The organism is Streptomyces sp. NBC_00078 (genome assembly GCF_026343335.1).
In the GTDB taxonomy this organism is placed as follows: domain Bacteria; phylum Actinomycetota; class Actinomycetes; order Streptomycetales; family Streptomycetaceae; genus Streptomyces.
Genome location: NZ_JAPELX010000001.1, coordinates 8,217,104 through 8,236,532 on the forward strand (window position 1 = coordinate 8,217,104; position 19,429 = coordinate 8,236,532).

At 71.5% G+C, this 19,429-nt stretch carries 13 protein-coding genes and 1 pseudogene; 7 read left to right on the forward strand and 7 right to left on the reverse strand.

Translation table 11 applies throughout. From position 1 onward, the window contains the following. The first annotated feature begins 240 nt into the window (after positions 1-240). The gene (gene icmF, locus OOK07_RS38240) at positions 241-3,471 is read left to right on the forward strand and encodes a fused isobutyryl-CoA mutase/GTPase IcmF (RefSeq protein WP_266801088.1); all 3,231 of its coding nucleotides are present in this window, start codon (positions 241-243) and stop codon (positions 3,469-3,471) included. 244 nt (positions 3,472-3,715) lie between these two features. On the opposite strand, the gene OOK07_RS38245 is transcribed toward icmF, so the two are convergent. Beyond that, complete coding sequence (locus tag OOK07_RS38245) at positions 3,716-5,005, reverse strand: hypothetical protein (RefSeq protein ID WP_266801090.1); 1,290 nt, start codon at positions 5,003-5,005, stop codon at positions 3,716-3,718. 284 nt (positions 5,006-5,289) lie between these two features. Here OOK07_RS38245 and OOK07_RS43355 point away from each other — a divergent pair, with 284 nt between their 5' ends. The 3 genes from OOK07_RS43355 (at position 5,290) to OOK07_RS38255 (ending at position 9,354) form a co-directional block, all read left to right on the forward strand. Then, positions 5,290-5,400: a putative leader peptide gene (locus OOK07_RS43355; RefSeq protein WP_323178157.1), complete on the forward strand. Its 111-nt coding sequence runs from the start codon at positions 5,290-5,292 to the stop codon at positions 5,398-5,400. Between the two features lie 56 nt (positions 5,401-5,456). After that, positions 5,457-6,320 (forward strand): glutathione S-transferase C-terminal domain-containing protein, encoded by an 864-nt coding sequence (locus tag OOK07_RS38250; RefSeq protein WP_266801092.1) that lies wholly within the window; start codon positions 5,457-5,459, stop codon positions 6,318-6,320. Positions 6,321-7,128: 808 nt separating this feature from the next. Next, positions 7,129-9,354: a LuxR C-terminal-related transcriptional regulator gene (locus tag OOK07_RS38255; RefSeq protein WP_266801094.1), complete on the forward strand. Its 2,226-nt coding sequence runs from the start codon at positions 7,129-7,131 to the stop codon at positions 9,352-9,354. Positions 9,355-9,449: 95 nt separating this feature from the next. On the opposite strand, the gene OOK07_RS38260 is transcribed toward OOK07_RS38255, so the two are convergent. Next, positions 9,450-12,014 carry a CHAT domain-containing protein gene (locus OOK07_RS38260; RefSeq protein WP_266802220.1) on the reverse strand — a complete coding sequence of 855 codons (2,565 nt, stop codon included), beginning with the start codon at positions 12,012-12,014 and terminating at the stop codon, positions 9,450-9,452. 147 nt (positions 12,015-12,161) lie between these two features. Between OOK07_RS38260 and OOK07_RS38265 the strand changes: the two genes are divergently transcribed. Genes OOK07_RS38265 through OOK07_RS38275 form a run of 3 tightly spaced genes read left to right on the forward strand, consistent with a single transcriptional unit; the run spans position 12,162 to position 14,724 of the window. Further along, complete coding sequence (locus tag OOK07_RS38265) at positions 12,162-13,598, forward strand: S8/S53 family peptidase (RefSeq protein ID WP_266801096.1); 1,437 nt, start codon at positions 12,162-12,164, stop codon at positions 13,596-13,598. A gap of 59 nt (positions 13,599-13,657) precedes the next feature. Then, complete coding sequence (locus OOK07_RS38270) at positions 13,658-14,233, forward strand: RNA polymerase sigma factor (protein ID WP_266801098.1); 576 nt, start codon at positions 13,658-13,660, stop codon at positions 14,231-14,233. Positions 14,234-14,238: 5 nt separating this feature from the next. Further along, positions 14,239-14,724, forward strand: a complete 486-nt coding sequence (locus tag OOK07_RS38275; protein WP_266801100.1) for a hypothetical protein — start codon at positions 14,239-14,241, stop codon at positions 14,722-14,724. Positions 14,725-14,756: 32 nt separating this feature from the next. On the opposite strand, the pseudogene OOK07_RS38280 reads toward OOK07_RS38275, so the two are convergent. The 5 genes and pseudogenes from OOK07_RS38280 to OOK07_RS38300 form a co-directional block, all read right to left on the reverse strand. Next, positions 14,757-14,933 (reverse strand): annotated as a pseudogene (locus OOK07_RS38280) (cytochrome P450); the annotation flags it as partial. A gap of 57 nt (positions 14,934-14,990) precedes the next feature. Further along, positions 14,991-15,788: an N-formylglutamate amidohydrolase gene (locus OOK07_RS38285; protein WP_266801102.1), complete on the reverse strand. Its 798-nt coding sequence runs from the start codon at positions 15,786-15,788 to the stop codon at positions 14,991-14,993. Between the two features lie 93 nt (positions 15,789-15,881). After that, positions 15,882-16,370 carry an MFS transporter gene (locus tag OOK07_RS38290; protein ID WP_266801103.1) on the reverse strand — a complete coding sequence of 163 codons (489 nt, stop codon included), beginning with the start codon at positions 16,368-16,370 and terminating at the stop codon, positions 15,882-15,884. After that, a complete protein-coding gene (locus tag OOK07_RS38295) occupies positions 16,367-16,717 on the reverse strand; it encodes a hypothetical protein (RefSeq protein WP_266801104.1) in 351 nt (116 codons plus the stop codon). The genes OOK07_RS38290 and OOK07_RS38295 overlap by 4 nt, the downstream gene beginning before the upstream one ends. A 381-nt stretch (positions 16,718-17,098) precedes the next feature. Continuing rightward, complete coding sequence (locus OOK07_RS38300) at positions 17,099-19,318, reverse strand: NADP-dependent isocitrate dehydrogenase (RefSeq protein WP_266801105.1); 2,220 nt, start codon at positions 19,316-19,318, stop codon at positions 17,099-17,101. Positions 19,319-19,429: the final 111 nt, after the last annotated feature.

The following is a 19,429-nucleotide window of genomic DNA, read 5'->3' on the forward strand; positions in this document are numbered from 1 at the left end:
GCGCGCCTGCACTCCGCCCTCGCCTTGCCGGCCGACGGCCTCGGTCTCGTCCTGACGCAGACCCTTCGGCAACAACCCGTCTCCTGGGGCGGTCACACCGCATCGGCTCCGGTCTCGCGCCGGCCACGAGATAGTAGGGCGTCCTAGTATCTGTGCTCCTCCTCACACTGCCAAAAATACTTGGACGTCCTACTATTTTTCCAAGAGTGCACTCCGATCTGTACCTGGGAAGGCCCCGCCGTGAGCGATCTGCACCGTCCCGTGCATCCTGTCCGCCTGGTCACCGCTTCGGCCCTGTTCGACGGCCACGACGCGTCGATCAACATCATGCGGCGGATCTTCCAGTCCCAGGGCGCCGAGGTGATCCACCTCGGTCACAACCGCTCGGTGCAGGAGGTCGTGGACGCGGCGCTGGAGGAGGACGCGCACGGGGTCGCGGTCTCGTCCTATCAGGGCGGACACGTCGAGTACTTCGAATACCTGGTCGAGTCGCTGCGTGCGCGGGGAGCGGAGCACGTCCATGTGGTCGGCGGGGGAGGCGGCGTCATCGTCCCCGAGGAGATCACCCGGCTCCGCAACAGCGGGGTGACGATCTTCTCCCCGGAGGACGGGCAGCGCATGGGTCTGGCCGGGATGGTCAACTCGGTGGTGCGGGACTGCGACTTCGACCTTTGGGACGGCAAGCCGGCCGAGGCCGCGGCCGTGGTGGCGGGCGATCGGTTCGCGGTCGCCCGAGCCATCACCGGCGCCGAACTGGGCAAGCTGCCCGCCGAGTTCCTTGCGCAGCTGCGTGCCGCGGCCGGGGCGCGGGTGGTGCCGGTGCTGGGTATCACCGGCACCGGCGGTTCGGGGAAGTCGTCACTGACCGACGAGCTGGTGCGCCGGTTCCGCGTCGACCAGCAGGACAAGCTGCGGATCGCGGTGATCGCGGTCGACCCGACCCGTCGCCGCGGCGGCGGTGCGCTGCTCGGCGACCGGATCCGGATGAACTCCCTCGACGGCAACCGGGTGTTCTTCCGGAGCCTCGCCACCCGCGGCAGCCGCGAGCTGCCCGAGCACCTGACCGACGTGATCGACGTCGTGAAGGCCGCCGGCTTCGACCTGGTGGTCGTGGAGACGCCGGGTATCGGCCAGGGCGACGCGGCGATCGTGCCGTTCGTCGACACCTCGCTGTATGTGATGACGCCGGAGTTCGGCGCCGCCTCGCAGCTGGAGAAGATAGACATGCTCGACTTCGCGGACGTCGTCGCGATCAACAAGTTCGAGCGGCGCGGCGCGAAGGACGCGCTGCGCGACGTCGGCCGCCAACTGGTGCGCAACCGCGAGGCGTTCGGCATGCGGCCCGAGGACATGCCGGTCTACGGCACCTCGGCGGCCACCTTCAACGACGACGGTGTCACCGCGCTTCACCAGCACCTGAAGACCGTCCTGGCCGAGAAGGGGCTGGTGCTGTCCGAGGGCGCGCTGGCGCCGGTCGACGTACGGCACTCCTCCGGAATCCGGCAGGTGGTCCCCGCGGACCGGGTCCGCTACCTCGCCGAGATCACCGACACGGTCCGCGCCTATCACACCGAGACCGGCCAACTGGCCGAAGCGGCACGGCGGGTGCAGCGTCTGGAGACGGTCGAGGGGGAGTTCGTCGACGCCGGCTTCGACACCGAGAACGTGCGCGCACTGCTGGAGAACGCCCGCAGGCACCTCCCGTACGAGATCACGCAGCAGATCGAGAACTGGCCCGCCGTCATCGCCTCGTACTCCGGTGACGAACAGGTGGTGAAGGTGCGGGACAAGGAGATCCGCACCAAGCTCACCCGCGAGTCCCTGTCCGGCAACAGGATCCCCCGCGTGGCCCTGCCCCGTTTCACCGATCACGGAGAGCTGGTGCGGTTCTGGCGCGGGGAGAACCTGCCCGGTCACTTCCCCTTCACCGCCGGGGTGTTCCCGTTCAAGCGTGACGGCGAGGACCCGGCCCGTATGTTCGCCGGCGAGGGCGACCCGTTCCGCACCAACAGGCGCTTCAAGCTGCTCTCCGAGGGCCAGCCGGCCACCCGCCTGTCCACGGCCTTCGACTCCGTCACCCTCTACGGCCGCGACCCCGACGAACGCCCCGACATCTACGGCAAGGTCGGCACCTCGGGCGTCTCGGTGGCCACACTGGATGACATGAAGACGCTCTACGGCGGCTTCGACCTGGTCGCGCCGACGACCTCGGTGTCGATGACGATCAACGGGCCCGCGCCGACCATCCTGGCGTTCTTCCTCAACACCGTGATCGACCAGCAGATCGAGCGGTTCCGGGCCACCGAGGGCCGTGACCCCTCACCCGAGGAGACGGACGCACTGCGCGCCCACGCGCTGGCGAACGTGCGCGGCACGGTGCAGGCAGACATCCTCAAGGAAGACCAGGGCCAGAACACCTGCCTGTTCTCCACCGAGTTCTCCCTGCGGATGATGGCCGACATCCAGGAGTGGTTCATCGCGCACAAGGTCCGCAACTTCTACTCGGTGTCCATCTCCGGCTACCACATCGCCGAAGCCGGTGCGAACCCCATCAGCCAGCTCGCCTTCACCCTGGCCAACGGCTTCACCTATGTCGAGGCCTACCTCGCGAGGGGCATGCGCATCGACGACTTCGCCCCGAACCTGTCGTTCTTCTTCTCCAACGGCATGGACCCCGAGTACTCGGTGCTGGGCCGCGTCGCCCGCCGCATCTGGGCCGTCGCGATGAAGGAGAAGTACGGCGCGGGCGACCGAAGCCAGAAGCTGAAGTACCACGTCCAGACCTCCGGCCGCTCCCTGCACGCCCAGGAGATGGACTTCAACGACATCCGCACCACCCTGCAGGCACTCATCGCGATCTACGACAACTGCAACAGCCTGCACACCAATGCCTACGACGAGGCCGTCACCACCCCCACCGAGGATTCCGTCCGCCGGGCCCTGGCCATCCAACTGATCATCAACCGGGAGTGGGGCCTGGCGATGAACGAGAACCCGCTGCAGGGGTCGTTCGTCATCGACGAGCTCACCGACCTGGTCGAGGAGGCGGTGCTGCAGGAGTTCGAGCGGATCAGCGAGCGCGGCGGCGTGCTCGGCGCGATGGAGACGGGCTACCAGCGCGGCCGTATCCAGGACGAGTCGATGCTCTACGAACAGCGCAAGCACGACGGCACCCTGCCCCTCATCGGCGTCAACACCTTCCGCAAACCCCACGCCGACACCGCCGAGCCGGGCGTCATCGAACTGGCCCGCGCCACCGAGGAGGAGAAGCACTCCCAACTGAAGCGCGTCCAGGACTTCCAGGGCCGCCACCAGGAGCCGGCCCACGCCGCGCTGGCCGCCCTCAAGGACGCGGCGGTCAGCGGGGAGAACGTCTTCGCCGTCCTCATGGACGCCGCCCGCGTCTGCTCGCTGCAGCAGGTCACCGACGCCTTCTTCGAGGTCGGTGGCCAGTACCGCCGCAACGTCTGACCGAGTCACCGGGGGCGCTCCCCCCTCCCCACGAGGGAGCAGAGGGCGGCGGCCGCCGACGGCCATCCGGGTCACCACCTCGGCGTCGGCGACGGTGACGTGTGCGGGAGCGGGAGCTGACGCACGTTTCCGCTCCCGCTGTTCAAGAAACCGTCCGGAAGGCCGGCCGGGGACTCGATGCCCCGGCCGGCCTGTGCGGTGCGATGGTGGCGGTGTATCTACTGACGGCTTCTGCAGCCGGCTTCTACGGTCGGTCGGTACGGCGGCGGCGTACCACCAGGATGGCGCCCGTCCCGACGACGACAGCCGCGGCCGCGGCGCCCGCGATGGGCAGGGTCGCCCCGGACCCGGTGCTCGCCAGGTTGCCGTCGACCGTGGTGGAGCCCGAGGTGCCCGTGGCGGAACCGCCCCCGGTGGACGTGCTGCCGCCCGTGGAGCCTTGGGTGGAGGTGCCGGTGCCTCCGGTGGACGTCGTGGAGCCGCCGCCGTCGCCGCCCGTCGAGCCTGTACCGCCGGTCGTACCGCCGGTCGTACCGCCGCTGCCGGAGGCGGCGAGCGTGATGTCGGCCGTGTCGTCGGCCTTGTTCCTGTCGAACGGCCGGGACTCCCCGGCGAGCGTCACCGAGCCCTTGGCGCCCGGCACGGCCTTGGCGATCTTCAGCTTGAAGGTGTACGTCTCGCCTTCGCCCTCGTTCTCCCAGGACTCGCTGGTGCCGCACTCGTAGGTGCCGGTGGCCACCTTTTCGCAGAAGCCGTGGCCCCTGGTCACCGTCGTACCGGCCGGCATCTTGATCCTGACCTTGGTCGCCGAGACGCCGCTGTCCCGCAGGACCCAGGCCGGCCCCGCGTTGGTGAACTTCACCGAGAGGTCGACCGTGTCCCCGACGGCACCCTTCAGCTGGGCGCCCGCCACCTTGAAGTCGGCCGTGTTGTCCGCGGTGACCTTCACATCGGCGTCGTCCCAGTCGGGGTGAGAGCCGTCGCCGGGTGCGGCGGGGGTGGCGTCGGGCTGCTCGGCGAGCTTGACCGCCGGGCCCGTTCCACGCACGGGCTCGCTCGCGTTCTCGTCGAGGCCCGGCTCGGTCGTCCCCACCACCACGCGCAGCCGGTCGTAGAGCGCACGGTCGAGGGCCTTCAGCGTCAGCGCCTTCTCGGGGGCGTAGACCGCGCCGGGCTTGACGGTCTGGTCGAACTCGCAGACCGCCTCGGACTTGCTGGGTGCCTCGTCGTAGGAAGGTATTTCGTAGCGAAGGCAGTTGGAGGGCAGCTCGGTGTGGCTCAGGCCGCGGGTGACGGTGTACGAGAGCCAGACCTTGTCGGCCGCAGCGGTGCCCGTGTTCGTGAAGGCGACCGAGGGTTCGAAGGTGCTGCCCGGCTTCACGCCGTCGATGGGCGCGATCTCGCCGAGGGTCACGGCGGCCGAGGAACCGTCGTCCGCGACGGCCGGCACGGCGCCCAGCGCGATCAGGGCGACTGCGCCGAGCGCGCCGGCGGTCTGTCGGAGCGGACGAAGGCCGGGAGAGCTCAGGAGCATGTGGGGGGTCCTCTGGTGAAGCATCGATGACGGATGAACGAACTGTGTGGGAACGCGAGTTCCACTACAGGAGACATGTCCGAGCACCGGATGGTTGCACTGGGAACACAGATGCGACGGCGTCACGCGAGGCCTGTGTGCGCGCCCGTATCCGGCGCCCGTGCCTGGCGCCCATGTCCACCGCCTGTCCACCAAGGTGTCCGCGATGCGGGACGGCCCTCTTGACGTCGTCCGGGGCCGGACCGACACTCACGTAGGGAATCCTAGTGAACAGGTAGGGAAATATGAGGCGCCTGGAGTGGGTCATCGTCCCGGTGAGCCGTACGCCTCTTCTGACCTCCCGCCGTCACATCGATCTGCAGCGAGTCTGCAGTGCGATCAGCCCCCAGGGCTGAGTTGCCCGACGTCGCTTCCGCCGCGCGTACGTCCGCGCCCTCACCCGGGGAGAACCATGTCCGTCACGCCTCTGGCCACCCACTCGTCCGACCGGCCCACGCCCGCCTTCCGCGGCCGGATCGGCAGCGACGCCCGCAGCGGTCACTACGCCGTACCCGGTCGCTACCGCCTCCATCTGTCGACCGCATGTCCCGACGGCCTGCGTATCGCCGTCACCCACAGCCTGCTGGGCCTGGACACCGTCTGCCCGGCGACCTTCCTGGCCGCCGTCCCCGACACTCCCGAGGGCAGCCACCGGGCCCTGCGTCCGCTGTACGAGGCGAGCGCCCACCGCTACACCGGTCCGGCCGTCGCGCCGGTACTCAGCGACGGCTGGTCCGGACGGATCGTCAGCACCCACGCCCCGGACATCATGCGCGACCTCGCCCGCCGCTTCGGCGGCGACCAACCCTCGCCCTACCCGTCCGGCGCGGAGTCCGAGATCGAGGCCGTCGAGCGCATGTGCCGACAGGGCATCGAGAGCGCCGCGCAGCGCGCCGGATCGGCAGGCGGCGGGCGGGCGGAGCGCCAAACGGCGCTTGAGGAGCTGCTGGAGGCGCTCGGTGCGCTGGAGCGGTGGCTCGTCGGGCGTACGTACATGATCCGTGACGACATCACCGCCGCGGACGTCGAGTTGTGGGTCGCGCTGGTCCAGCTCGACACCGTGCACCGCAACCACCTCGACGCCTCCGCCGTGCAGCGCATAGCCGATCACCCGGTGCTGTGGGCCTACGCCCGCCGTCTCACCGCCCACCCGGCCTTCGGCGCCCACCTCGACCTGGACGGCATCGAGCGCCGCCACCACGCCCGCTGCCAGGGCCTGGAGGCCGCCGGAGCGGCCGTCCAGATCCTGGACTGGGCGGCCCACGCCGCCCATTAGGCGTTCCATTCGGCGGACCGGCTTCGACGTTCCTTCGGGCGATGTCCTGACTGACGGTCCCCGTTTCAGCAGGCCCCAGGCCCACAGGGCCAAAACGGCGACGGTGACGTGATGTGCGCAGCTCCCGGGACGGCCGCGAGCCGCCTCCCGGGCTGCGTACGGCCGTACGCGAACCCGCTCGTCGCCGACCACGCCGTCGACCTGCTCCGCGTGAACAGCGACTGTGCCCCGCACCGGGCGAGGTCATGCTGCCGGTGCGGGGGAGAGGCGCCCGGATTCATCGACTTCCGTGCGAGTCGGCGCACAACGCCAGAAGCCCCGTCCCGCGCAACTCGGGACGAGGCTTCCATGCGAGCGCTGGGCAGGCCTTGCACCTGCATCTCCCCGCAGGAAGCGGGGCGTCTTTCCTTGGACCACCAACGCATGAGCGGCGACCAGGAGTTGTGGTGACCGGCTCAAGATCAAGTGTAGCGCACTCCAGAGCCGATCCGAGCCGACGCCGCGTGCGGGATCACTCGCGCCGGCCCCCGGCAAGGGCCGGGGGCGGTCTCCCTCCCCCGAAGGTGACCGTCCCCGACCGCTCCCCCGGTGCCGGACTGTGGTCCAGCCGACCGCGTGGTGGATCCGTGCTGTCACCAGCACATGACCGCTGTCTCCCCCCGACCCACGCGGAGTACAGACGTACTCGGACGACGTGGCGGCGACTGCTGCGCGAAGGAGCCATGGCGTCCGGTCATGCGCACAGACTGCCGCGTGCAGGGCCACGGGCGCCTGAGTCGGGGTCTACTCAAGTCCCCCTGTATCAGGAATGAGTACTCGCACTCATACTCCCGTGACGACCTTCGAACGCGAAGCGAAGACCCTTGAACTGCCCTGGCGGTTCACCGGACGTGAGGACGAGCTGGAGCTGATCCGCCGGTCCCTGACCGCGGGCCACCACGGCATCGTGGTGACCGGCCCGGTCGGCTGCGGCAAGACCCGGCTGGTCGCCGAGGCCGTGCGGGGCAGCGACCGCGCCCGGGCGGCCGGGACGCCCGAGACCCGGCACATCCCCTTCGCCGCGTTCGCCCACCTGCTGCCCGAGGCCGTCTCCCTGCACCGGGCGGTCCAGCTCCTGTCCGGGGTACGACTGCTGGTGGTCGACGACGCGCACCTGCTGGACGACGCCTCGGCCGCCCTCGTGCACCAGCTGGCCGTGCACGGCCGCACCCGGCTGGTCGTCGTAGCCGCGGACGGCGGCCCGCATCCCGGCGCGATCTCCCGCCTGTGGACCGGGGAACTGCTCCCGCGCCTGGCCCTGGAGCCGCTGCCCCGTGAGGACATGGAGCAGCTGCTCGCGGCCGGCGTCGGCGGCAGCCTGGAGCCGCTCACACTCAACCGCCTCCACCAGCTGTGCCAGGGCGATCTGCGGCTCCTGCACGACCTGGTGGACGCGGTGCGCGAACACGGCCTGCTCACACGCCTGCCCGAGACGGACGCGTGGGCGTGGCGGGGCCCCGTGCCGGTCACCGCGACCGTCCGCGAACGCACCGTCCAGGTCCTCGAAGGCCCCGGCCCCGAGGAGCGCAGGACCCTCGAACGTCTCGCCTTCGGAGAGCCCCTGCCCCTGCACCTGGACGACTTCGAACCGCGAGACCTCGACCACCTCGAAAACCTTGAGGCCGGCGGCCTGATCCACATCGACGACTCCGGCATGATCCGCCTCCGCCACCCCCTGCACGGCCCGGTGCTGCGCGCCGCGGCAGGCCGGCTGCGGGCGAGTCGGCTGGCCCGCACCCCGGACCAGTGCGCCGCGGCCCTCGCCGCCGAGTCGGCGGCGCTGACCGGACGGATCGAGCAGGCGGACGTACGGGCGCTGCCGACGCCCGTGGGGGAGTGGCTCGCGCAGGAGGGCGCACCGGTGCCGGTCCGGTACGCGTCCGTGCGCGCCCGGTTCGCGCGGCTTCGGGGGGAGCTGCGGGAGGCGGTGGCCTGGGCGAGGGAGGGACTGCGGGACGCTCCGGGCAACGCGTCCTGCCGCGCCGAACTCGCCCTGGCCGCCGCACAGTCGGGTGATCCGACGACGGCACAGGAGGCTGTGGGGGACTGCCCCGGCCTCGACGAGCCGTCCGCATGGCTGGTCGCGTCCCGTGGAGACGTCGACGGAGCCCTGGCGGCGATCGGCGAGGCGACGGACGGCATGGAGCAGAGGTACGGCGGGGGCGGCGACCGTATGGCGGGGATCGGCGCCATCGATGGCGACCGCGGCGTGGAGATCGGTGACGCCGTTGGCGGCGGTACGGCAGGGTACGGCGTCACAGTCGGCCCTGCGGCGGGGATCGCCGTCAGCGGCGGCGACCGTACGGCGGGGACCGGTGCCACCGGCGGTGACCGTGGAGGCGCGACGGGGCGTGCGCGGGGGCGCGGTGCGGCAGGGGCGGGGACAGCCGCCTGCGGTGGTGGAGCCGCCGACACGAGGGTGGATGGTGGCCGTTGGGCCGGGCGGGTGCGATCAGATGCTGCCGGTGCGGCCGAACTCGCCTGTGCCGAGGCCGCGTTCGCACTCTACGACCTCGTACGGCTCGGGGCCCCGGAGAAGGCCGTCGAGCGTCTTCCGGCCGACGGCGTGTTCGCCAGGCATGCCGACGCGCTGGCCCGTGGGGACGGGCCGGCGCTGGACCGGGCGGCCGAGGAACTGGAGGGGCGCGGGTTCCTGCTGTTCGCCGCCGAGGCGCACGCGCAGGCCGTACACGCCCACCGCGACCCGAGCGCCGCACGCACCTCACGCACACGTGCGGTGGCCCTCGCCCGCCGCTGTCAGGGCGCCCGCACCCCGGCCCTGTCCGGCCTGGTCCTGGGTGAACTGACCGCCCGTCAGCGGCAGATCGTCACGCTCGCGGCCGCGGGCCTGAGCAACCGGCAGATCGCGGAGAAGCTCACGCTGTCCATCCGCACCGTGGGCAACCACCTCTACAGCGCCTACGCCAGGCTCGGCGCGAGCGACCGGAGTGCGCTGCCGTGGCTCGTGGAGCTTCCGGACGCGCAGCCGGCCTGAGCCGCGCCCATGAACCGGCGGTCTGACCCCCAGTATTCGGGGGAGGGGTCAGGCCGCCCCCTCATGCCCGCAACGCCCTTGCGACGCCTGCCACTTCAGGCTGCTCCGAACGCGGTGAACGCCCACCCGGTCGCCTGATGCAGCGCATCCCCCGGCATCGCGGCTCGTGCGTCGCGCAGGGACTCCGCCAGCGACAGCCCCGAACTCAGGCCCTTGTGCAGGGCGAGCATCAGGGGCACCACAGCGGCATCGTTGACGGGTGCGCTGCTTGCCACCACTCCTGCCGTGCCGAGCGGCAGCAACGCGGTGACCAGGCCGAGGAGTTCGTCCGCGCCTACCGAGGCGAGGCGGGCGGTGTCGCAGCTGGAGAGGATGATCCGGTACGGGCTGCGGTCCAGGCGTTCGAAGTCGTGGACGATGAGCGGTCCGTCGGCCATCCGCAGCGAGGAGAACAGGGGACTGTCGGCGCGGAAGGTACCGTGCGCGGCGATATGGGCGAGCGCGGCACCGTCGAGTTCGTGCAGAACGCGCGGCACGCGCGCGTCGTCGTGTTCCAGGAGGGCCGGCCTGCCGTAGCGGTCGGCGAGTTCGGGCACCTCCGCGCCGCCGGTGGCCAGTCCCGGCCCGCGGACCAGGACGTGCCGGCCACCGGGCGGGGGCTCGGTCTCGTGGGCGCGCAGCCAGCTGCTCGCCGATGGCGACACGCTGAGCACCCGCTCCCGCAGGGACGGCAGCAGCGCCCACGGCACGCGGTGCAGCCGGCTCGGCGGTACGACCACGACCGGGCCGGAGCCCAGGTGCGCGGCGGCCGGGCCGAGCAGCAGCTCCTCCAGGCGGCGGCCCATCGCCTCGACCACCGCAAGGCGGCCCTCGGCCCCCGGGTGGGCCAGCCGTCGCAGCCCGGCCTGTACATGTTCGGCCTCGGTCTCGGCGTCGGCGAGCAGCCCCGTCTCGAACCGCCGTACCCGCCCCTGCCCGCACAGCAGCACCTGGACCCGCCCGTCGAGCACGGCGAGTTCCACCAGCCGCGTCTCGCCCAGCCGTTCGAGGAGTCGGGCGGGGTCGAAGCGGCGCTCGGCGCCGGGTGCGTCGCCGCGCATGTGCAGGGTCCGGGAGCGGATCTCCCGCTCCAGCCGGCGTTGTTCACGCTCCAGGGCGGGGATCGACCGGCCGTCCCAGCGGGCCTCCTCCGCGCGGGCGGCGATCTCCCGGAAGGCGGTCAGTGTGGCGAGCAGGGCCGGGTCGGCGGGCGGCCGGGTGGGCGGTGCGGACAGCACGGTGGCCCGCCAGCGTTCGCTCCAGGTCAGCAGCCGGCGCGGGCTGCCCGTGTCGAGACTGGCCTGCTGGGCCAGCGCGGCCAGCTCCGCGCCCTGCTCGGTGGCCCGGGCCCGAAGCTCGGAGGCGCCCAGCGTCATCCGGTGGTCGTCGAGCACGTCAAGCCCGCGCCGGCACGCCTCCAGCACGCCCCGCCCGGAGCCCGACGCCCGGGCCCGCAACGCCTGCGCGGCCCAGCCCGTCATACGCGCCAGCGGCGGCCCGCTGTGCCGGCTGCGTGCGGCCACGGCCAGATGCCGTTCCGCGTCCGCCGTCCAGCCCAGACCCAGTGCGATCCGGCCCGCCAGCAGCGAAGCCTCCGGGGCGGCCGGCGCGCCGAACGAGGCGAGCAGTTCGGCGACCGCCGCCGCGTCCGCGACCAGGCGTCCCGAACCGCGCCCGGCGGCCACCTGCGCCTCGATCAGCACCAGTCGGGCGTGCGTCTCCCACCATGTGCGCCGTTGCCCGGCGAACAGCCGCACCGCCAGCGCCGCTCGCGCGATCGCCGTGTGCGCGTCGCCCGCGAGACGGGCCGCGCGCGCCGCCACCAGCAGCAGCTCGGCCTTACGCGTGGACTGGCCGCCGATCTCGTCGAGCGCCCCGATGGCGGTGTCCGCCTCGGCGAGGGCCTCCGGGGCGAGCCCGGCGGCCATCAAGACCTCGCAGCGCCGGATGTAGAGCATGAAGGACGGCGTGCCGAGCTTGGCGTACCGCTCCTCGGCCTCGTCGAGCAGCCGTAGCGCGAGGGGAATGTCACCCGACCGGAAGGCGGCAAGGCCCCGGCTCTCCACCACGTCCGCCTTGTCGTGCTCCTGGCCGGTGGTGTCCCACTGCGCGTGGGCGGCCGTGAAGTCGGCCTCCGCCCGGTCCACCGCGCCGAGCGCCAGATGCACGGTGGCCCGCAGGGTCAGAGCCCGAGCCGTCCAGATGACGTCGTCCGCCTGCCGCAGCACCGGAATCGCCCGGCGCACGTCCTCCAGTGCCTCGCGGTGACGGCCCAGCACCCAGGACGCGTAGGCACGCCGGAACAGGACACGCGCGCGGGTGTGGCCGCTGCTCACCGCGACACCCCGCTCCAGCGCCTGCAGGCCCTGCCGCGTGCGGCCCGCGTGCACGAGTGCCACGCCGAGGGCGGCCAGGACGTCCGCCTCCCGGTCAGGCGACTGCGCCCGCGCGGCCAGGTCACGGGCCCGGCGCAGATGGTGCAGCGCGACCTTCATGTCGCCCCAGTCCCGTTGCCAGATACCGATCACCTGGTGGGCGACGGAGGCGCGCCACGGTGACGGATCGGCGTCGAGCACGCCACGCGCCCGCGCCACAGCCTCGCCCGGGTCGGCGAACACCATCGGCAGCAGTTCGAGAACCGAGTCGCTTCCCGCTGTCACTCCACGGATGGTAGTGGTCCTGGTTGCGCCCCACACGGTTTGGTGCTGTATCAATCGACTGCCCCGAGACTCTGATTGACGACTGTCGCCTCAACGGGAGGACACGCCTTGGCACCTCAGCGATTCCACGAGCAGTTCGACCAGATCCAGCGTTCGATGCCCGACGTCTCCCTGGCCATGGGGCCCGACGACGCGGCGGAGTTCATCTACGAGAAGGGCGTGGTGCTCGCCCGTGACGGTGAGGAGGCGCGCCTCGTCGAGGACACCGTGCGCACGCACTTCACCGAAGCGACCGGACTGACCGCAGACCGTGTGCAGAGGGTGAGCCCGGAGACCAACCGCTCGGGCATCACCCGTATCCAGGTCGGCGACCCGGGCCATGGCGACCGGCGCGGTGACCGGGCCGTCGCGCACGCCCTGCGGGCCCTGCGCGCGCAGGAGGGGCGCGCCGAGCGCCGGCTGGTCAGCCGCAACCACGTGGTGTCGATCGCGGTCAACTCCTGTCCGGGCGACGAGCCCGTGCCGGCCCCGCTCACCCAGGGCACCAACCCGGTCGCGGCCGAGGCCGGCCATGACGCGGACACCGCCGTCGGCGTCCTGGTCATCGACAACGGCCTCACCCACGACTACGGGATGGTCCCGCTGCTCGCCCACGTCCAGGGCGACCTGCACGGTGTCGAGACCGACGACCAGGGCCACCTGCTGCAGTACGTCGGCCACGGCACGTTCATCGCCGGCCTGCTCGCGGCCGTCGCACCCAACACGAACGTCACCGTGCGCAACACTCTCAACGACGCCGGCGCCATCCTGGAGTCCGACTTCGGTCAGCGACTCTTCGACGCGGTCGACCAGCACGGCTGGCCGGACATCATCAGCCTGTCCGCCGGCACCTCCAACGGCCGTACCGACGGACTGCTCGGCGTGGAGAGCTTCATGCAGGCACTCCGCGGGCAGCGCACCCTGCTGGTCGCGGCGGCCGGCAACAACGCGAGCGCCACCCCGTTCTGGCCAGCCGCCTACGCCTCTCTTCCCGACTACGCCGACGTCGTGCTGTCGGTTGGCGCGCTGCGCGGCGACGGCGAGTACGGTGCCTGCTTCAGCAACCACGGCTCCTGGGTGAACGCGTACGCCCCGGGCGAGCGCCTCACCAGCGCGCTGACCGGCTTCGACGCGCCCGTGCCGTACCTCTACCAGCACTCCACGTACGAAGCCTGCCGGTTCGGCTTCACCTACGCGTGCACCTGCCAGTACCCGCGCCACACCGGCGCGTTGAGCGAGGTGGGCACCCCTTCGTCCGCCAAGGCGGACCAGGTGATGTTCGAGGGCTACGCGCACTGGAGCGGCACCTCGTTCTCCGCTCCGGTGGCCGCAGGCATGGTCGCCGCCTACATGACCGCCAACAAGATGACCGACGCCCGCGCCGCCCGAGCGCAACTGCTCGCGGCGAACGCCGGGTTCGCGGAAGTGCGCGGGGCGCATGTACCGGCGCTCCGCCCGGCCGGCTGGCGCCCGGGTCCGGTCGTACAGCTCTCCCCCGGAGCATGAGGTCCGGAACGGCCCCCTCCACGGCGTACGATGACTTGCCGTACACGAGGGGTGGGGCCGTGGACCGAGCAGATGTCGGCGCGTTGGTCCAGACCGCCGTCGACGGTGACGCGGCGGCCTGGAAGGCGCTCGTGGAAGGGCTGAGCCCACTGGTGTGGTCGGTGGTGCGCTCGCACCGGCTCTCCGACGCCGACGCGCACGAGGTGTACCAGACGGTGTGGTTCCGCTTCGCCCAGCACCTGGGGCGGATCCGCGAACCGGAGAAGGCGGGGGCGTGGCTGGCGAGTACCGCACGCCACGAATGCCTGAAGGTGCTCAAGAGCTTAAGGCGGCTGACCCCGACCGACGATCCGCAGCTGCTCGACCGGGTCAGTGAGGACCGTACGCCCGAGCAGTCCTTCCTCGACCTGGAGGACGCGGCGGCAGAGACCGAGCGGATCCGGCACCTGTGGCAGGAGTTCGAGGAACTCGGCGATCGTTGCAGGCAGTTGCTGCGGGTCCTGATGGCCTCGCCGCCGCCCCGCTACCAGGAGGTGTCCTCGGCGCTGGGCATCGCCGTGGGCAGCATCGGGCCGCTCCGCCAGCGCTGTCTGCGGCGCCTGCGGGCACGAATGGAAGCACGGGGGGCGGTGTGAGGGACATGGACGACGACCTGAGTGACATGAGCGGCGAAGACGCCTTCGACGGCGAGGACCTGGGCTTCGACCTGCTGGAGGAGGAACTCCGTCGGGCCGCGGCCATCCTGGACCCGGTGCCGCCACAACTGCGCCGCCTCGCCGTCGAGGCCTTCGCGCTGCACGACCTCGACAGCCGCATCGCCGATCTGACCTTCGACTCGGTGGTCGACGCCATCCCCGTGCGCGGCGCGACGGATGTGCCGCGGATGCTGACGTTCCACGCGGGCGGGGTGACCGTCGACGTCGAACTGACCGCGCAGGGGCTGATGGGGCAGGTGCTGCCGCCGCAGACCGCGGCCATCGAGGTGCTCAGCGGCCCGCAGGCCGGTTCGCCGCTGGAGACCGACACCATGGGGCGCTTCACCTACGACCAGCCCCCCGCCGGACCCTTCGCCCTGCGGCTGCGGACCGGCGAGGGAGTACTCGTCACGGACTGGCTGACGGCCTGACCGCGGCTTCCGCCGTCACCAGGTGACGGGCAGCGGGTCGCCGGCCACGTCCAGCCCTCGCCGTGCGGCAGCCGGATGCGGATCAGCGGGCTCTCTCGCATGAACTCCGCGAGCACCGGGTCGAACTCCGTCCCGGTCAGGTCGAGCGCGGGCCAGTCCCGTACCGGGGGCGGGGTCTGCTCGGTCAGCGTGGTGGTCTCCTCGGTCATGCCCTCCACCCCGGCCCCGGCCGTGCGGCCGTCGCGCGGGAGTGCGCCAGGCGGAGGTCAGTCCGTCACGGCGTCGACGAGCGCGGCGAGCGCCGAGGCCAGCCGGGTCACTCCGGGGCCGGCCCGCCCGCCCGGCTCGTTCATGTACGTGTCCCGGCGGATCTCCACCATCAGCGCGCCGACGCGCGGCTCCTTGCCGTGGAAATCCAAAGGCACGTACGTTCCGCTGAACGGACTGTCGAGCCCCGTCTCCCCGCACACCGCGAACGCCTCGCGCGCCGCTGCCGACAGCTCGGACGGTGTGTGGAAGGAGTCCGTGCCGAGGCAGACCGGCGGCCGGGGGCCCGCGCCGTGCAGCTCGTAGGGCAGCGGGACGCTCGGGTAGGAGTGGACGTCGATGATCACAGCGCGGCCCGTGGCGGCCAGCCGGTCGGCCACTGCCTCGGTCATGGCCCGCGCGTACGGCCGGAAGTAGCGTTCGATCAGCGGCTCGGGGTCGGCGTCCGCGGGCCGCAGTACGCCCCGGTGAGTGGTCCGGGTGTAGACCGCGCCCATCCCGACGGATCTCATCTCCTCCCGCTCGTCAGGGAAGCGCTCCGGGTCGACGACCAGCCGCGAGAGCCGGTTCACGAACCGCCACGGCGTCACGGCGCACCGCTGCGCCGCGGCATCCGCCAGCTCGGCCGTGTGCGCGTCGGTGATGTGGTCCAACTCCCGCTCCAGAGCCGCCTCGTCGAGCACGATGCCGGCCCGTACCTCGGCCGGTATCTCCCGCGCCGAGTGCGGCACGTGCAGGATCACGGGGGAGTGGGCGGCGCCGGGCAGGAGCTGGAAGGGCGGGGTGTCAGGGGTCATGCGTCAGGCTCCCGGGCGGGCGTTGTCAGTGGCGTGGTGCATGATCAAGGTGCCACATCGGACGTCAAGGAAGGCGGGGGACCGGCGTGCCCGTCAGCAACCAGCAGGTGCTCGCACACCCGTTTCTGAAGGCCCTGTACCGGGACGGCTATCGGAGAGCAGGGTCAGGGACAGCGGCATGACGGCCGCCGCGCCGAAGCCCTGGATCGTGCGGAAGGTGATCAGCTGCGTGCTGGTGTCGGCCAGGCCGCAGCCGATGGAGGCCAGCGTGAAGACGGCGATGCCGAGCACGAAGACGCGGCGGCGGCCGAACCGGTCACCGAGGGCCGCGCCGGTCATCAGCAGACAGGCGAAGCTGAGGACGTAGGCGTTGACGAACCACTGCAACTGCTGAGTGGACGCCTTGAGGTCGACGGCGAGGGTGTGCAGGGCGGTCGATACGACGAGGTTGTCGAGCGCGACCATGAACATGGGCACGCTCGCCGCCACGATCGCCAGCCAGAGCGGGATACGGCGGGCGGCAGGGGCCGCCGGTGTGTCGACCGGGTCGGCGACGGCCGGGTTCTGTTCGGACAGGGTCATGGTGGGATCTCTCCTGGGGAGCCGGTGAGGGGATCAGGCGTCGGTGGTCTGCTGCTCGGCGAGCCGGCGCCGGGCGTCCGACCGGTCGATGGGCAGGTCGGCCGCCTTGACCTGCCAGAAGGTGAGTTATGCAGCAGGGCGAGAGCCTCGTCGGCGTGCGTGGCGAGCACGGCGTGGTCGAACCGCTCCGTGCCGGAGGCGGTGGTCGCCGCGACATGATCCGGCTCCTGCCGTGGGGCGACCGCCGGAGCGGAGACCCGCAGGTCGGGGCCGGTCGCCGCGAGGGCCTTGCGGACCTTGGAGATCGAACCGCCGCCCACCGTCCGCCAGTCGACCCGCTGCGCCAACTCATCGAAGAAAGCGGGCGGATTCGCCGTCCCGCTCCGCGACGGCCGCGGTGTGGTGGTCGCGGCCGTCGGGGTCGTGTTCCCCCTGGCATGGTCCGGCCGGCACAGCTTGCCCAGCACGTCCACGCCGTGGCCAATGCCATCTCGCAGACCTTGCGGGCGGTGCGGTCGGGTGCGGCGGAGGGCGGGACATGAGGGGCGCCCGAACGGGCACCTGCCGGCACCGGAGCGGGTGACGGCCCGTCAACTCGCCGTCGGCGGCGTCGCTCAGCCGTTCACACCGAGGGCGGCCGGGCCGGGCAGCGCGCGGGACGAGTCCGCCCCGGCAGGCGGGGTGCCTGCCGGGGCGGAATCAGCAACGGGCCGTCAAGACCTGCCGCGTCAGCTCAGGGACGCGAGCGCCTCGTTCCAGGTGGCCGAGGGGCGCATGACCGCCGCGGCCTTGGCCGGGTCGGGCTGGTAGTAGCCGCCGATGTCGACGGGCTTGCCCTGTGCGGCGATCAGCTCGTCGACGATCTTCTGCTCGTTGGCGGCGAGCGTCTCGGCGAGCGAGGCGAAGGCCTTCGCCAGGTCCGCGTCGTCGGTCTGCGACGCCAGCTCCTGTGCCCAGTACAGGGAGAGGAAGAAGTGGCTGCCGCGGTTGTCGATGCCGCCGACGCGACGGGTCGGCGACTTGTCCTCGTTGAGGAAGGTCGCCGTGGCGCGGTCGAGGGTGTCGGCCAGGACCTTGGCACGGGTGTTGCCCGTGGCCGTGGCGTACTGCTCGAAGGAGGGAACGAGTGCGAAGAACTCACCCAGCGAGTCCCAGCGCAGGTAGTTCTCCTTGACCAGCTGCTGGACGTGCTTCGGCGCGGAACCGCCGGCGCCCGTCTCGAACAGGCCGCCGCCCGCCATCAGCGGGACCACCGACAGCATCTTGGCGCTGGTGCCCAGCTCCAGGATGGGGAAGAGGTCGGTGAGGTAGTCACGCAGGACGTTGCCCGTCACCGAAATGGTGTCCTCGCCGCGGCGGATGCGCTCGATCGACAGCTTGGTGGCCTCGACCGGGGCCAGGACGCGGATGTCCAGGCCCTCGGTGTCGTGCTCGGGCAGGTAGGCGTTGACCTTGGCGATCAGGTTGGCGTCGTGCGCGCGGGTCTCGTCCAGCCAGAACACGGCCGGGTCGCCGGTGGCGCGGGCGCGGGTGACGGCCAGCTTCACCCAGTCCCTGATCGGGGCGTCCTTGGTCTGGCAGGCGCGGAAGATGTCGCCGGGGGCGACCGGCTGCTCCAGGACGACGTTGCCGGCCTGGTCGACCAGGCGGACCGTGCCGGCGGCCTTGATCTCGAAGGTCTTGTCGTGGGAGCCGTACTCCTCGGCCTTCTGCGCCATGAGGCCGACGTTCGGGACCGAGCCCATCGTCGACGGGTCGTAGGCGCCGTTGGCGCGGCAGTCGTCGAGCACGGCCTGGTAGACGCCCGAGTAGGAAGAATCCGGCAGGACCGCGAGGGTGTCGGCCTCCTGGCCGTCCGGACCCCACATGTGGCCGGAGGTGCGGATCATGGCCGGCATCGAGGCGTCGACGATCACGTCGGACGGGACGTGCAGGTTGCTGATGCCCTTGTCGGAGTCGACCATCGCCAGCTCGGGACCGTCGGCGAGCTCGGCGTCGAAGGAGGCCTTGATCTCGGCGCCCTCGGGCAGGGCCTCAAGGCCCTTGTAGATGCCGCCCAGACCGTCGTTCGGGGACAGGCCCGCCGCGGCGAGCGTCTCGCCGTACTTCGCGAAGGTCTTCGGGAAGAAGGCGCGCACCACGTGGCCGAAGACGATCGGGTCGGAGACCTTCATCATCGTGGCCTTGAGGTGCACGGAGAACAGGACGCCCTCGGCCTTGGCGCGGGCGACCTGCGCGGCGAGGAACTCGTTCAGCGCGGCGGCGCGCATCACGGAGGCGTCGACGACCTCGCCCTCGAGGACCGGTACGGACTCGCGCAGCACGGTGGTGGTGCCGTCCTCGCCGACCAGCTCGATCTTCAGCGAGCCGGCCTCGGAGATCACCGCGGACTTCTCGGTGGAGCGGAAGTCGTTCTCGCCCATGGTCGCGACGTTGGTCTTGGAGTCCGCGGACCAGGCACCCATGCGGTGCGGGTGGGTCTTGGCGTAGTTCTTGACCGAGGCGGGGGCGCGGCGGTCGGAGTTGCCCTCACGCAGGACCGGGTTCACGGCGGAACCCTTGATCTTGTCGTAGCGGGCCTGGATCTCCCGCTCCTCGTCGGTCTTCGGGTCGTCCGGGTAGGCCGGCAGCGCGTAGCCCTGGCCCTGCAGCTCGGCGACGGCGGCCTTCAGCTGCGGGATGGACGCCGAGACGTTCGGCAGCTTGACGATGTTGGCCGCGGGCGTCTTGGCCAGCTCGCCCAGCTCGTGCAGGGCGTCCGGGATGCGCTGGTCCTCGGTCAGGTACTCCGGGAACACGGCGATGATGCGTCCGGCCAGCGAGATGTCCCGCGTCTGGACCGAGACGCCCGCCTGCGAGGCGTACGCCTGGACCACCGGCAGGAAGGAATACGTTGCCAGGGCCGGGGCCTCGTCAGTGTGCGTATAGAAGATGGTCGAGTCAGTCACCGGGTGCTCCGCTCCACGTCTGCAACATTGCTCGACATCAAGATATCTCGTGATCCGGTCCGGCTCGACAGGGGTCCGGCTCCGCGTCCCACACTCCGGAACCCGATCTGC

Bases quoted from the DNA above. Each gene is read 5' to 3' on its own strand.
- OOK07_RS38275 (WP_266801100.1), top strand. From the start codon at position 14,239: ATGGACGACGACCTGAGTGACATGAGCGGCGAAGACGCCTTCGACGGC.
- OOK07_RS38250 (WP_266801092.1), top strand. From the start codon at position 5,457: ATGTCCGTCACGCCTCTGGCCACCCACTCGTCCGACCGGCCCACGCCC.
- OOK07_RS38285 (WP_266801102.1), bottom strand. From the start codon at position 15,788: ATGACCCCTGACACCCCGCCCTTCCAGCTCCTGCCCGGCGCCGCCCAC.
- OOK07_RS38290 (WP_266801103.1), bottom strand. From the start codon at position 16,370: ATGACCCTGTCCGAACAGAACCCGGCCGTCGCCGACCCGGTCGACACA.
- OOK07_RS43355 (WP_323178157.1), top strand. From the start codon at position 5,290: ATGAGGCGCCTGGAGTGGGTCATCGTCCCGGTGAGCCGTACGCCTCTT.
- OOK07_RS38245 (WP_266801090.1), bottom strand. From the start codon at position 5,005: ATGCTCCTGAGCTCTCCCGGCCTTCGTCCGCTCCGACAGACCGCCGGC.
- OOK07_RS38255 (WP_266801094.1), top strand. From the start codon at position 7,129: ATGAGTACTCGCACTCATACTCCCGTGACGACCTTCGAACGCGAAGCG.
- OOK07_RS38260 (WP_266802220.1), bottom strand. From the start codon at position 12,014: ATGGTGTTCGCCGACCCGGGCGAGGCTGTGGCGCGGGCGCGTGGCGTG.